The following is a 12,812-nucleotide window of genomic DNA, read 5'->3' on the forward strand; positions in this document are numbered from 1 at the left end:
CTCAAATCACGATCAGGTCGGCTTGCAACGCACCGGCTTGCTTGAGCGCCTCGAGAATGGCCATCAGGTCGCTGGGCGCTGCGCCCACCTGGTTCACTGCCCGAACGATTTCATCAAGCGTGGTACCCGGACCGAACTTGAACATTGGTTTGGCTTCCTGCTCCGCCTTGACCGTGGAATTGGGTACGACCACAGTCTGTCCATCCGACAGCGGATTCGGCTGGCTGACCTGCGGGTCTTCGGAGATGGTCACGGTAAGACTGCCGTGGGTCACCGCGGCCGGCTGCACACGCACGTTTTGCCCGATGACAATGGTGCCGGTACGCGAATTGATAATGACTTTAGCGACGGCCTGGCCGACATCGACCTCGAGATTTTCCAGGATCGACAGATAATCGACGCGTTGGCTCGGATCCAAAGGCGCGCTGACGCTCACCGAACCACCATCAAGCGCCTGTGCTACGCCTGGGCCCAGCAGCTCATTGATATGGTCGACGATATTCTTAGCGGTGGTGAAATCTGGACGATTGAGGTTCAGGGTCAGCGTGTTGCCCTGATTGAAAGCGCTCGGCACAGGCCGCTCGACGGTTGCGCCACCGGGGATACGGCCCGCAGACGGAATGTTGACGGTAATGCGCGAGCCATCCGCGCCGCCCGCATCAAAGCCACCGACTACCAGGTTGCCCTGGGCGATGGCGTAGACGTTGCCGTCGATACCCTTGAGCGGTGCCATCAGCAGGCTGCCGCCGCGCAAACTCTTGGCGTTACCGATCGACGACACAGTGATATCGATCGTCTGGCCCGGTTTGGCGAAAGGTGGCAGATCCGCATGAATGGACACGGCCGCGACGTTCTTCAGCTGAACATTGCCGCCCGTCGGTACCTTGATACCAAACTGCGCCATCATGTTGTTGAAGGTCTGCACCGTGAACGGCGTTTGCGTGGTTTGGTCACCACTGCCATTCAAACCTACCACTAGGCCGTAGCCGATCAGCTGGTTGCTACGAACGCCCTGAATGGTCGCGATGTCCTTGAGCCGCTCGGCTTGAGCCGGGATGACTACCCAGCAGAGTAAGGCAACGACGATCGAGCTGAACAGTTTCATGCCTGCACCTGCTTAGAACGGCCACAACGGGCTGATGAAGAAACGGTCCAGCCAACCAGGCTGGCTGGCATCGGCGAAGGCGCCGGTACCCGAATAAGTGATGCGGGCATCGGCGATGCGCGTCGACGGCACGGTGTTGTCGGTGGCGATATCATCCGAGCGCACCAAACCAGCAATGCGCACCAGTTCGTCGCCAGTGTTGAGCGTCATCCACTTTTCACCGCGAATCGCCAGAATGCCGTTGGGCAGCACATCGGACACGGTAACGGTGATCGAACCGGAGAGGCTGTTGCTCTGCCCCGCCTGACCGGAACCGGAGGTGTCACGTGCCGCTTCGTACTCGGCGCCCAGGCTCATGCTGTTGCCCGTTAGTGGGTTGGCCATCGAAACGGCACCACCAAACAGCGACCCGAGACCGATATTGGCGCTGCTGTCCTTGGATATCTTCGAGTTGGAGTTCTTGCTCGCCTGGGTCCTTTCATTGAGCGTGATGGTGATGATGTCACCGACCCGATAGGCCTTCCGATCGTCATAGAGATTGGTCTCGAAACCCGCTTGATAAATAGCGCCATTGTTCTGCGCAGCCGGTAGCGGCGTACGCGGCAGCACCGGCGCGTAATAGGGATCATTGGCCTTCGGTGCTGGTGCCACGCAACCGGACAGAATCACGGCTGACATCAGCGGAAGGGCAGTCAACAAGCGGCGCATATTCACCTCAATCCAGCGGCTGATGTTGTTACAGCTGCTGGGTGACAAAGGACAGCATCTGATCGGCCGTAGAAATGACTTTGGAGTTCATTTCATAGGCGCGCTGAGTGGTGATCATGTTCACCAGCTCCTCGACCACGCTGACGTTGGAGTTTTCAAGAGTGTTCTGCAGCACGGTACCCAGTCCGTTGAGGCCGGGCGTGCTGACCTGTGGCGCGCCGCTGGCGGCGGTTTCCAGGAACAGGTTGCTGCCCATCGCCTGCAGGCCGGCCGGATTGACGAAGTCAGCGGTCTGCAGATTGCCGATGATCTGCGGCGCCGGGTTACCGAGCGTGGTTACGGAAACAGTTCCATCCTCGCCCACAGTGAAGGTCTGGGTTTCCGGCGGCACGACGATCGCCGGCTCCAGCGCGTACCCGTTGGACGTCACGATCTGGCCATCGGCGTTCAGGTGAAAGCTACCGTCACGCGAGTACGAAACGGTGCCGTCAGGCAGCAAGACCTGAAAGAAACCCCGGCCATTGATCGCCATATCGAGCGGCTGTTCGGTGGTTTGCAAGCTACCCGCGGTGAACTGCTTCTGCGTGCCAACGATGCGCACACCCGTACCCAACTGAAGACCGGAAGGAAGCTCGCTGTCCTGGGTCGATTGGCCACCCGGCTGCCGGCGAATCTGATAAAGCAGATCCTGAAATTCTGCACGGTCCTTCTTGAAGCCCGTAGTAGAAACGTTGGCCAGGTTGTTGGAAATGGTGGTCAGGTTCATGTCCTGGGCGGACAAACCGGTCTTACTCACCCAAAGTGCTGGAAGCATGTTCTTCTCCTCGTGCGCCGATATTCGGGCGCAGCGCGTTGTTTACTTAGCTGATCTGCAAGACTCGGGCCGCAGCGGCACCATCTTCTTCAGCGGTGCGCATCATCTTCACGTGAAGCTCGAACTGCCTGGACAGCGCCAGCATCGAAGTCATCTCCGCCACCGCGTTGACATTGCTCGCCTCGAGAAAGCCGGACGTCACGCGTACCGCGGCGTCTGCCTCGACGGGCTGTCCATCTTTCATGCGGATAAGGCCATCGGTGCCCTTCCCCAATTGCTTCGGATCGGGGTTGACCAGTTTGAGGCGGTCTACCGTCACCACCACGTTCGGATCCTCGCCAAGCGCTCGAATACTGATGGACCCGTCGGCGCCGATCTCTACCTTCTCTTCTGGCGGCACGGCAATCGGTCCGGCATTGCCGAGCACCGGCAAACCGTCGCCGGTCCGCAGCATGCCCAAGGTGTCGATATTGAGGCTGCCGGTCCGGGCGTAAGCTTCGCTGCCATCAGGCGCTTGCACCGCGATCCAGCCGTCGCCTTCAACTGCCACGTCCAGATCCCGACCCGTTTCCTGCAACGTGCCCGAGCTGAAATCCGTCCCGGGCCGCTCCGTCATGGCATATACGCGTGCCGGAAAACTGTCGCCGAAGACCTGCATCGACCGTGCCTGCTCAAAGTCACGACGGAAGCCGGTAGTCGAGATATTCGCCAGGTTGTTGGCATGGGCCTGCTGCGCGCGAGCGTTCTGGCTCGCACCCGTCATTGCCACATAGAGCATCTTGTCCATCGAACCTCCGAGACGCGGGAATTGACGCTTGCTATCTATAAAGCTTTAGAAAGCAATGCGCATGCCAACGCCTAAAAAACACGGTAACTCGCTGATCTATAAAGAAATCCACAAAAATAAAAGGCCCCGAAGGGCCTTAAAGACAACGAAGCGGCAGAATCCCGCCATGCGACGATTGCCGTCGCAGCTAAATGATCAGCGCAGATTGATAATCGTCTGGGTAATTGCGCTTTCGGTTTCGATGGTTTTAGCGTTCGCCTGGTAGTTGCGCTGAGCGACGATCAGGTTGACCAGCTGGTCCGATAGCTCGACGTTGGAGTCTTCCAGAGCGCCAGCCTGCAATGAGCCGAGCGTTCCACTACCCGGCGGGTTGCGAACCGGCTCACCCGATTCGAAGGACTGCACCCACTGAGTTTTACCTACCGGCGTCAAGCCTTGAACATTGGCGAAATTAGCCAAAATGATCTGCCCTTGAACCTTGGATTGGCCGTTGGTGTAGCGGGCAAATATTTCACCGGTTTCGCTAATTTCAAGTCCTGCCAGCTCGCCCGTGGTATAGCCATCCTGGCTGACTTGGTTGACGGCGAATGAACTGGCGTACTGCGTTGACCCGCGCATATCCAAGGTCATATCCAACCCTGTCGCCGGCGCCGCGTTGTTCAATGACCAGGTGCCATCACTGTTTTCCACGGCTGGCTGCCATCCCGCTATCGCCATGCTGCCATTGGCCGGCGTGACTAAGCTGCCAGACGGACTGAACTCAAGAGTAATCGAGCTTGGTGTGGCCCCGTTTATCGGATCCGTAGGCGTCTGCGGGTTGCGTCCGTCGATTAACACATTCATCTGCCAGGTATTAGCTGTCGAGCTTTTTACGAAATACTGGGTCATGACATGCGCGTTACCTTGCTCGTCATAGATATTCGTTGACGTCGACGAGCTGTAGCTCAACGGATCCGCAGGATCGAAGGGCGTATTGGCAGGCGGGTTGTTGGTCGAGTTGAGGTTGAAGCCCTGCGTGATCTGCGATGTCGCCTTCGGCTCCTGACTGGCGGTCTGAATCTTCAGATCACTTACCTGGCCGGTCTGAATGTTGCCGTTACCGTCAACCGAGTACCCCTGAAGGTTATAGCCGAAGTTATCGACCAGATTACCTTCTTTGTCGGTACCAAAATAACCTGCACGCGTGTAACTCAGCGCGCCGTTATTGCTGACCTGGAAGAAGCCGTTTCCATTGATCGCCAAATCCAGCGCGTTCTGGGTGTAGTTGATATTGCCCTGGTTGAACTGCTGAGACACGTTGGCAAGCAGAACGCCGCTCCCCTGCGGATTCTTGCCAGTCCCGAGCACGGACGAGGCATATACATCGGCAAACTCCGCGCGCGACTGCTTGAAGCCTGCAGTCCCGGCGTTAGCGATGTTGTTACCCGTCACATTGAGGTCTTTGCTGGCGGCACGCATGCCGCTGAGGCCGATATTGAACGACATGAATTGCTCCTGTTACCGGGCGCGCCGGCAGTTACTGACCGATGACCTGAACTTGCGACAGCCCGATGCTGCCAACACCGGCCAGATTGAGCATAAGCTCCCCGCCGTTCTGTCCGAGAGTGACGCTGTCTACGTTGGCGGGCAGTAAGGTATAAAGGCCCTTGGTCTCACCTTCGTAGGTGGCTTGTGCTTCGAATCGGTAGGTTCCCGGCGGCAAGCTGTTGCCGCTCGAATCCTTGCCATCCCACATGAACGAAACGTTGCCGGCCTCCTGCTGACCCATGTTGATCCGGTTGACCACCGTACCGGCGCTGTCATAGACGTTCACCGATACGTTGCTGCTAGTGGTTGGTAGCACGAGGCTCGCCTTGAAGGTCTCGCTGGTATCGACCACCGCCTTGTCTGTCGGCACGATCACCTTGCGACCGACCAGCGAAGACGCCTGAAGTGCTTGCGAAGACTGATAACCCGACAGCATGGTTTCCATGCTGGAGTTCAGCTTCTCGACACCTTCCACTGTGCTGAACTGCGCCAGCTGGGCAATGAACTCACCGTTCTCCTGAGGCTCCAGTGGGTTCTGGTTGTTCAACTGAGTGACCAGCAGCTCAAGAAACTCGTTTTTGCCGAGATCGTTGCTTTTGACCTCGCGGTCGTTGTTGAACTGATATTGATCGAGTACCGAACCGGTACCGCTGACGCCGCCTGTAGTGCTCATGGCAATCTCTCGTAAGGGTTACTGGCCCAGGGTCAGAACTTTTTGCAGCATGGTTTTGGCCGTATTCATCAGCTCGGCATTGGTTTGGAACGAACGACTGGCCGAGATCATGTCGGCCATTTCTTCCACCACGTTGACGTTCGGGTAGTACACGTAGCCCTCTGCGTTCGCCGCCGGATGGTTAGGCTCGTAACGGGCCTGCAACTCGCTCTGGTCTTCCACTACGCCGAGCACTTGGACGCCGGCACCGGCCTGATCCTGGTCAGCGAAGAGCGATTGATTCGGATCACCATTGGCTTGCTGCAGCATGGTGGCGAAAACCGGATGTCGAGCGCGATAGGTCTGGTCAACGCTGGACGAAACGGTCTCGGCGTTGGCAATGTTGCTGGAGATGGTGTTGAGGCGAGTGCTCTGGGCACTCATGCCGCTGCCGGCGATGTTGAATACGCTGCTAAGGGACATGGGCTTCGCTCCTTTTTATTCGCCGCGCAGGGCGCTCATCAGCCCCCTGAACTTACTATTGAGCAAGGTAAAGCTTGCCTGGAAGTCGATGGCATTCTCGGCATAAGCCGCTTGTTCGACTTGAGCATCGACGGTGTTTTGATCCAGCGACGCATGCGCCGGCGTACGAAAGCGCAGGCCCGGATCGGCAATTTCCATTCCCTCAGCGGCGATGTGCTTGCTACTCGTGACGCTAAGACCAAATCCGCCCTGATTCTTGCTGTTCTGCGCAGCGAGAACGGCGCTGAATTCCAGATCGCGCGCCTTGTAGTTGGGCGTGTCGGCGTTGGTGATGTTGTTGGCGAGCACTTCGGCGCGCTGAGCGCGGAAGCCGAGCGCCTTTTCGTGAATGCCAAGTGCCTTGTCGAAACTGATGCTCATGATCTGGCCCTCTGCCGGATACAAGTCTGCCTAGCAAACCAGCAGCAAAGGCCGTGCCATTTAATTAAGTCATTGAAAATAAGGAATTTTTATGAGAAGAGAATCAATTTCGCGTCAAAAGCGGCAAAGCTTTTCCATGTTTTTGCCGCCCTGCTCACCGGTTCCGACAGATTTCTGCCGCCGCCTCGCTGTACCGAACACGTCGCGCGACTCGATGACCGACGCTTATTTGGCCTTGTAGATGATACCCGGACTGCACTGGACCATCTGATACAGCTCAGGCAAGCCGTTGAGCGCCTCGGAGGCGCCAAGGAATAGATAGCCGCCAGGTTTGAGCGTGGCATGGATGCGTTTGAGAATGTCTTTCTTCACATCTGCGGAAAAATAGATGAGCACATTCCGGCAGAAGACCACGTCGAATTTACCCAGCACGGCATAGCTGTCGAGAAGGTTTTGCACGCGAAACTCCACTCGGCTGCGGATCGGCACCTTGACTGCCCAGCGACCTGGCGTCTTGACGTCGAAGTAGCGTTGTAAACGATCACTCGACAAACCTCGTGCGATCGCCAGGCTGTCATACTCGGCCGCCTTGCATGCCGCAAGCATGGCGCCGGAAAGCTCAGTGGCGACTATCTGAACCGCCGGTTTCGACTGGTTAGGACTGTTGCGTTCGTATTCGTCGATCGTCATCGACAGCGAGTATGGTTCCTGCCCCGACGAACAGGCCGCCGACCATATACGCAAGCGCTGACCCGCTGCACTTTTCAGTAGCTCCGGCAGAACACGACCCTTGAGGACTTCGAACGGATAAGTATCGCGAAACCAGAGCGTTTCGTTGGTTGTCATCGCATCGACGACCTGCTCGCGCAGACCGCTACGTGGCTGAGCCTGAATTTTCCTGACTAGATCCCCCAAGCTCTTGAGCCCTTGCTGCTCCATCAGCTTGTTGAGCCGACTGGCCACCAGGTACTGCTTGTTGCTGCCCAGAAGGATGCCGCAAGTCTTCTCTAGAAATATTCGGAACTGATCGAAATCTGGATCACCTGACACTAATAATGCCCCACCAGTCAATTGAGAGGCCACGCCTCAGTTTCCGTCCGCAGCTCGGATACGCTCTATTACTCGATTAGCCAGATCGTCTGGACGGAATTTGGCGAGGAAATCATTCGCTCCGACGCGCTTGACCATGCTCTGGTTGAACACGCCGGAAAGCGATGTATGCAGCAGAATATGCATATCACACATGACCGGATCCTGACGAACCTCGGTCGTAAGTGTATAGCCGTCCATCTCTGGCATCTCGATGTCGGAAATCATCATTACGAATTCCTCGGATGGCTTCTTGCCGTCAGCAACGAGCCCCTTCAGATAGTTCAGCGCCTGGCGACCATCGTTCTGCGCGACTGCCTCGATACCCAGATTCTGTAGACAACGGATTATCTGCTTTCGCGCAACGGAGGAATCATCAACGACCAGGACGCGGCTGGACGACGCCTTGGCATGGGTTTCCTCGTCCGCGATGCTGACCGATAACAGCTCCGAAACAGGCGCCACCTCGGCCAGCACCTTCTCCACATCGACAATCTCGACCATCTGATCATCGACATGCGTCACAGCCGTCAAATAATGATCGCTCCCTACGCCTTTAGGAGGTGGAAGGATGTCCTCCCAGTTCATATTGACGATCCGCTCTACGGAGCGCACCAGAAAACCGAGCACCTTGGTGTTGTATTCGACAATGACTGCAAAGCTGTTAGTGAGATCCTGCAGCGCCGGTTTTTTAGTCGCCAGAGAGAGATCAAGGATGGAAAGCGTGCTGCCTCGTATATTCGCAACTCCGCGAACAACCGGGCTCGACCGGGGCATGATGGTCAGCCGGGGGCATTGCAGCACCTCTTTGACCTTGAATACGTTGATGCCATAGAGCTGCTTGCCATCCAAACGGAACAACAACAACTCCAGACGGTTTTGCCCGACCAGTTGGGTACGCTGGTTAACCGAATCCAATACACCGGCCATGCCAGTTTCCTCTTGCTTGCGAGATGGGCATTCAGACGTCATGACCCGGGACGTAACGGCACGCCCCTTGCTTCTTATCTGCCATGAGCGAACAGATGACTTTTTTCCGGCGACCTTGCAAAGCCTTTTGCAGCGCAATCCTTTTACCGGCTTTATGCGGGCTGAGCCAGCTTGCCTATTCGGCAACCGTGACACTGCCCGAACAGCTTATCGACGCGACCCGTGGGTTTCTTGAGCTCGAAGTGAGCGACTACTTGCAGCGTAGCCAAATCCAGGCTCGCCACCAGATCGAAGTCAACAGACTCGATCCGCGCTTGCGTCTGGGGGCATGCGATCAGCCTTTGACGACCGAACTCGAAAGCCCGGCACAGCCGGTCGGTCGCACCACTGTGCGGGTCAGCTGCGAGGGCTCCGCGCCCTGGTCCGTTTTCGTCCCCGCACAGGTTCATTTGTTCCGTGAGGTGATAGTCGCGAGACGGCCATTGAAGCGCGAAAGCATTCTTGAACAAGCTGACGTCATGCTTGCCGAACGGGACGTGAGCCTGCTGTCCCAGGGCTATCTGACGACATTCGATCAGGTGCTCGGTAACAAACTCACCCGTAGCGCGCTTCCCGATCAGGTGCTTCCACCCAGCTCTGTTTCGCTTGCAGAAGTGGTGCATAAAGGCGACCAAGTGGTAATCAGCGCGAAAAACTCGACGATAAATGTGAGAATGCCAGGAGAAGCTTTGTCCGACGGCGCACTTGGAAGCCAGATCAGGGTCAAAAACCAACGATCCGGGCGAGTGATCAAGGCTCGAGTAACCGGCCCAGGTCAGGTAAAAGTGGCGATGTAGGGCGACCGATGTTAGTGGCGCACCCGTCCACCGAAAAAAAACTAAAGTTTCCAGCGGCTTTGCCGAAAAGCAGGCAAGCGTCCTGACTTATTCGAGGTTTCGATCATGGTTATCGATTTCAACCGGCCAAATAGCGCCGCCACTCCACCGAGTGCCGGGCGCAACAGTAGCGTCCAGAACACTGAGCGTCCGGCAGTCCAGCAGAACCCAACGGCTGATGCGGCCAAAAGCACGACTGACAGCGCACCGGTATCCGGCGAGAGCGTTCAGCTGAGCCCTGAAGCGCAGCGTCTGCAACAGGCAACGGAAAAGCTGAATCAGCAACCCTCCGTCGATCAGGAGCGTGTAGCTCAGATCAAGCAAGCCATCGCCGATGGAAGCTATCAGGTAGATAATCAGCGAGTAGCATCGAAGCTGCTAGCGTTCGAAAGCCAGCGTTGAAGCCTTGGCGATAAATGGTAGCCAAGCGTCACGCGTCAGAGGCCACTATGCAAGATACAGAATTGCTTCAGCAGCTCATTGAAGATATCGGCACTGCCCGAAAACTTCTTAAGCTCACCAATGCCGAGTACCAGGCACTTGCCGAGCGCGACCTTTCGGGCCTGGAACATTTACTCACGCAGAAGCAGGCGCTACTGGCACTGCTGGGGCAACATGGCACCCTCCGCAGCCAGACGCTTACAAAGGCACAGCTCAGCGCTGACCGGAGCGGCTTAATGGAGTTTGTCGCAGATTCCAAAGCAGCTCAGGAAATCATGGCCCAGGCAGAACAGCTCGATGCCGTTCTTGAGGCCTGCCGAAGCTCCAATGAGCGCAACGGCAAACTTATCCGCGCGAACCAGAGCGCAGTTGGCAGCATGCTGCAGCTATTGCAGGGCAGCAATCAGACGCCGGACTTGTACGATCGCCGAGGCGCTGCCGCAAAAAGCGCGCATCATCGCCCGCTTAGCCAGGCTTGAAGCACAAATACGCAGCCAAATAGAGGCAAAATGCTATTATGCGGCTGATGTTCGTTATGTGCCGGAGAGCAGCGCAAAGTGTCTAACCCTTTTCTAGAGGAAGAAGGCCCCCAGCCTCCCCAAATCCTCAAAACTGCGGTTGAGGTTCATGCCAACCTGCGGACTCTTCTGGATAACCACATTCCATTACTGGTCCGCTTCGCCGAACGTAGCCAGCGCTATCAGACTTTTCTGGTGGAGGTAAACCGGGAGAAGGGCTGGATTGCATTCGACGAGCTGATACCCAGTGACGGCGAGCGGCTGATGCTTTCCGGCGAGTCGTTCCATGTCGAAGGTTTCTATGAGGGCGTGCGCATCGCTTGGAACAACAACCATCCGATACACCTCGGCGAGTTGGACGATGCGCGCTGCTATTGGGCTCAGCTACCTGACCAAATTCTCTACCACCAGCGTCGCAACGCCTACCGCGCCCCATTGATAGGGCAGCCTATCGGTGCCGCGCTAAGCGGTAAGACAATCAAAAAGCCATTGGAAGGCAAGCTGCTGGATATGTCGGCAACCGGTTGCAAGCTGAGCTTCCAGGGAGATGTACAAAGCGGCCTGCAGACTGGTCGCGTCTATGAACAGCTTTCCGCCAAGCTGCCTTTCGGCACCATCACAACCGCAGCCGAACTACGACACCTCGTCTTCGATGAAAAGCTCGACGTAACCTTCTGCGGCATGCGTTTCTACCGTATTAGCGGCCTGACGCAGCGCCAGATCGAACGATTCGTCTATCAACTTCAACGCGAAGCACGTCGCGACCAGGCGGATGATCGCTTCAGTTGATATTTAGATAATCGAACGCGCCGCTGCACATCCTTACGGAACTCGCTGACAGCTAGCCTCGCCCGCTAGCCACTTTCAATTAGCCGAGCTGGCACGCTGACGAGCCCCGGAACGTCAATGTGGTCAATGCCTATTCCATGCGAAAACGCATCAACGACATTGAAGTGAAGAGCTGGCGTCCCAGGCGAGGTTCGAACTCACAACCTTCCCCTTAGGAGGGGGATGCTCTATCCAATTGAGCTACTGGGACGTACTAGGCGGGCGCAGCATGTTAGCGAGCCCGCACGCATTTGTCATGCGCGCGGTGAGCGCCATCCCCGCCCTGCGCTGGGCAAGACCGAACCCAGCCGCGCCGTTAGCAGTCGAAACATTACAATGCAAAATGCACGAATAACATTAGCAAAGCATGCAAAGCGCAATTACAAATTTCAAACACATAAAACTAAGTTATTGAAATCAAAGGGATTTTTAGATTAAAAAAAGCTGGCACATTGAATGCTTAAGTCTAGCTAACCATTACGCAAAGAGACGCCGATGCCACGCCCAGCTTACTTATTCAGTACCACCGTTCTGGCTTTTTTCGCTGTAACTCTGTTGGAAGACATGACGCTTGGCATGGATCGCTCATCAGCCACAACCGTACCGAATCAAATTCGCTCTTCGAGCATTCAGCGGTCACCGACTCCGATCAAAACCATTAGCAATATAGAAATGAGCACACCCGACCAATCACATCGCTGGGTCTTTTAAAGAGAGTTTTTTGTCGTCGAAGGTAATCAGGGAGATAAGGAAATGTCGATTTATGCTTTCGTGTTCTTTTTACTCAGCATCGCTTGTGGAGCGCTGAGTGTCGGTGCTGACCTTTCCGATGCTTGGGAAATTGTCGCTGACGGTGGTGCGATGCTTTTTGGGATGTTATTTGCGGTGTCCCTGCTGGTCGGTCGTCGTATCAAATTTGATCCCGTACTTCGCTAAAAAGCCGGTTGAAGCGAAAAGATCAGAGGTAGATCACAAGTAAAGGCATTTTGATAGCACGGCACCTTTACTCGCTTCATTGTCGCCGTATAATTGGCGTCATTAAGCCGCCTAGTATCTTTTTTACAGGTCGTGGAACAGCGAGTGCTGTTTGGTTGTCAGACCGGTGACTAGAACGGCAATAAGCCACCATCGCCCACCTGACTAACCGGTTTAATATGCGCCCTATGAAGCAGGCAGTTTATTCCAGCCGCACGGCTGACAAATTCGTGGTTCGGCTACCCGACGGAATGCGTGAGCGTATCGCTGAGGTTGCGCGCAACCATCATCGCAGCATGAACTCAGAAATCATTGCCCGTTTGGAGCAGAGCCTTCTGCAAGAAGGCGCGCTCGATGATGATTTAAATATGCGCCTGGATAGTCCCGAACTGACGCTCCACGAGCGCGAGCTGCTTCAACGTTTCCGTCAGCTTGCCCATCGCCAGCAGAACGCTCTTATCGCCCTGATTGCACAAGACACCGAAGCCGCAAAAGAAGAAGACTGACCGCCCGGGGTAGACGGTTCGCCTAGGATTGCCAGCCTGCGGAAATATTGTCGTAAACGCCTCGATCTCGGTCGGGGCGTTTGTCGTTTTGGTCCCTGATGTGTTGCCGCTGACCGAAAACTGACCCAGTAGAGGCTGTTCTGCCGACTGAAAA

16 protein-coding genes and 1 tRNA gene are annotated in these 12,812 nt (G+C 56.1%); 6 read left to right on the forward strand and 11 right to left on the reverse strand.

Features of this window, described 5'->3' with window-relative positions:
- Window position 1: 1 nt before the first annotated feature.
- The 10 genes from AC2LD7_RS11360 to AC2LD7_RS11405 form a co-directional block, all read right to left on the reverse strand.
- On the reverse strand, window positions 2-1,105 hold the full coding sequence (locus AC2LD7_RS11360; RefSeq protein WP_484597838.1) for a flagellar basal body P-ring protein FlgI: 1,104 nt from the start codon (window positions 1,103-1,105) through the stop codon (window positions 2-4).
- A 12-nt stretch (window positions 1,106-1,117) separates the two neighbouring features.
- Window positions 1,118-1,813: a flagellar basal body L-ring protein FlgH gene (flgH, locus tag AC2LD7_RS11365; protein WP_484597839.1), complete on the reverse strand. Its 696-nt coding sequence runs from the start codon at window positions 1,811-1,813 to the stop codon at window positions 1,118-1,120.
- A 28-nt stretch (window positions 1,814-1,841) separates the two neighbouring features.
- Window positions 1,842-2,627 (reverse strand): flagellar basal-body rod protein FlgG, encoded by a 786-nt coding sequence (flgG, locus tag AC2LD7_RS11370; RefSeq protein WP_025241209.1) that lies wholly within the window; start codon window positions 2,625-2,627, stop codon window positions 1,842-1,844.
- Window positions 2,628-2,673: 46 nt separating this feature from the next.
- Window positions 2,674-3,414, reverse strand: a complete 741-nt coding sequence (flgF, locus tag AC2LD7_RS11375; RefSeq protein WP_484597840.1) for a flagellar basal-body rod protein FlgF — start codon at window positions 3,412-3,414, stop codon at window positions 2,674-2,676.
- A gap of 195 nt (window positions 3,415-3,609) precedes the next feature.
- Window positions 3,610-4,899 (reverse strand): flagellar hook protein FlgE, encoded by a 1,290-nt coding sequence (gene flgE, locus AC2LD7_RS11380; protein WP_484597841.1) that lies wholly within the window; start codon window positions 4,897-4,899, stop codon window positions 3,610-3,612.
- Between the two features lie 31 nt (window positions 4,900-4,930).
- On the reverse strand, window positions 4,931-5,614 hold the full coding sequence (gene flgD / locus AC2LD7_RS11385) for a flagellar hook assembly protein FlgD (protein ID WP_484597842.1): 684 nt from the start codon (window positions 5,612-5,614) through the stop codon (window positions 4,931-4,933).
- 18 nt (window positions 5,615-5,632) lie between these two features.
- Window positions 5,633-6,076 carry a flagellar basal body rod protein FlgC gene (gene flgC / locus AC2LD7_RS11390; RefSeq protein WP_484597843.1) on the reverse strand — a complete coding sequence of 148 codons (444 nt, stop codon included), beginning with the start codon at window positions 6,074-6,076 and terminating at the stop codon, window positions 5,633-5,635.
- A gap of 15 nt (window positions 6,077-6,091) precedes the next feature.
- On the reverse strand, window positions 6,092-6,496 hold the full coding sequence (flgB, locus tag AC2LD7_RS11395) for a flagellar basal body rod protein FlgB (RefSeq protein ID WP_484597844.1): 405 nt from the start codon (window positions 6,494-6,496) through the stop codon (window positions 6,092-6,094).
- Between the two features lie 225 nt (window positions 6,497-6,721).
- Window positions 6,722-7,546, reverse strand: a complete 825-nt coding sequence (locus AC2LD7_RS11400; protein WP_484597854.1) for a CheR family methyltransferase — start codon at window positions 7,544-7,546, stop codon at window positions 6,722-6,724.
- Between the two features lie 36 nt (window positions 7,547-7,582).
- Window positions 7,583-8,515 carry a chemotaxis protein CheV gene (locus AC2LD7_RS11405; protein ID WP_484597845.1) on the reverse strand — a complete coding sequence of 311 codons (933 nt, stop codon included), beginning with the start codon at window positions 8,513-8,515 and terminating at the stop codon, window positions 7,583-7,585.
- A gap of 95 nt (window positions 8,516-8,610) precedes the next feature.
- On the opposite strand from AC2LD7_RS11405, the gene flgA reads away from it, so the two are divergent.
- The 4 genes from flgA to AC2LD7_RS11425 all read left to right on the forward strand — a co-directional run bounded on the left by flgA (window position 8,611) and on the right by AC2LD7_RS11425 (window position 11,138).
- Window positions 8,611-9,351 carry a flagellar basal body P-ring formation chaperone FlgA gene (gene flgA, locus AC2LD7_RS11410; protein WP_484597846.1) on the forward strand — a complete coding sequence of 247 codons (741 nt, stop codon included), beginning with the start codon at window positions 8,611-8,613 and terminating at the stop codon, window positions 9,349-9,351.
- A 105-nt stretch (window positions 9,352-9,456) separates the two neighbouring features.
- Window positions 9,457-9,792 (forward strand): flagellar biosynthesis anti-sigma factor FlgM, encoded by a 336-nt coding sequence (flgM, locus tag AC2LD7_RS11415; RefSeq protein WP_484597847.1) that lies wholly within the window; start codon window positions 9,457-9,459, stop codon window positions 9,790-9,792.
- A gap of 47 nt (window positions 9,793-9,839) precedes the next feature.
- The gene (locus AC2LD7_RS11420; RefSeq protein ID WP_484597855.1) at window positions 9,840-10,310 is read left to right on the forward strand and encodes a flagella synthesis protein FlgN; all 471 of its coding nucleotides are present in this window, start codon (window positions 9,840-9,842) and stop codon (window positions 10,308-10,310) included.
- A gap of 78 nt (window positions 10,311-10,388) precedes the next feature.
- Window positions 10,389-11,138, forward strand: coding sequence for a flagellar brake protein (locus AC2LD7_RS11425; protein ID WP_484597848.1), 750 nt, complete (start codon window positions 10,389-10,391; stop codon window positions 11,136-11,138).
- A 173-nt stretch (window positions 11,139-11,311) separates the two neighbouring features.
- Here the strand turns inward: AC2LD7_RS11425 and AC2LD7_RS11430 are convergent.
- Window positions 11,312-11,388, reverse strand: a tRNA-Arg gene (locus AC2LD7_RS11430).
- Window positions 11,389-11,930: 542 nt separating this feature from the next.
- On the opposite strand from AC2LD7_RS11430, the gene AC2LD7_RS11435 reads away from it, so the two are divergent.
- A complete protein-coding gene (locus AC2LD7_RS11435) occupies window positions 11,931-12,113 on the forward strand; it encodes a PA3371 family protein (RefSeq protein ID WP_484597849.1) in 183 nt (60 codons plus the stop codon).
- A gap of 218 nt (window positions 12,114-12,331) precedes the next feature.
- The gene (locus AC2LD7_RS11440) at window positions 12,332-12,658 is read left to right on the forward strand and encodes an Arc family DNA-binding protein (protein WP_255978699.1); all 327 of its coding nucleotides are present in this window, start codon (window positions 12,332-12,334) and stop codon (window positions 12,656-12,658) included.
- The last annotated feature ends 154 nt before the right edge of the window (window positions 12,659-12,812 follow it).

It is taken from the genome of Stutzerimonas sp. (genome assembly GCF_982611455.1).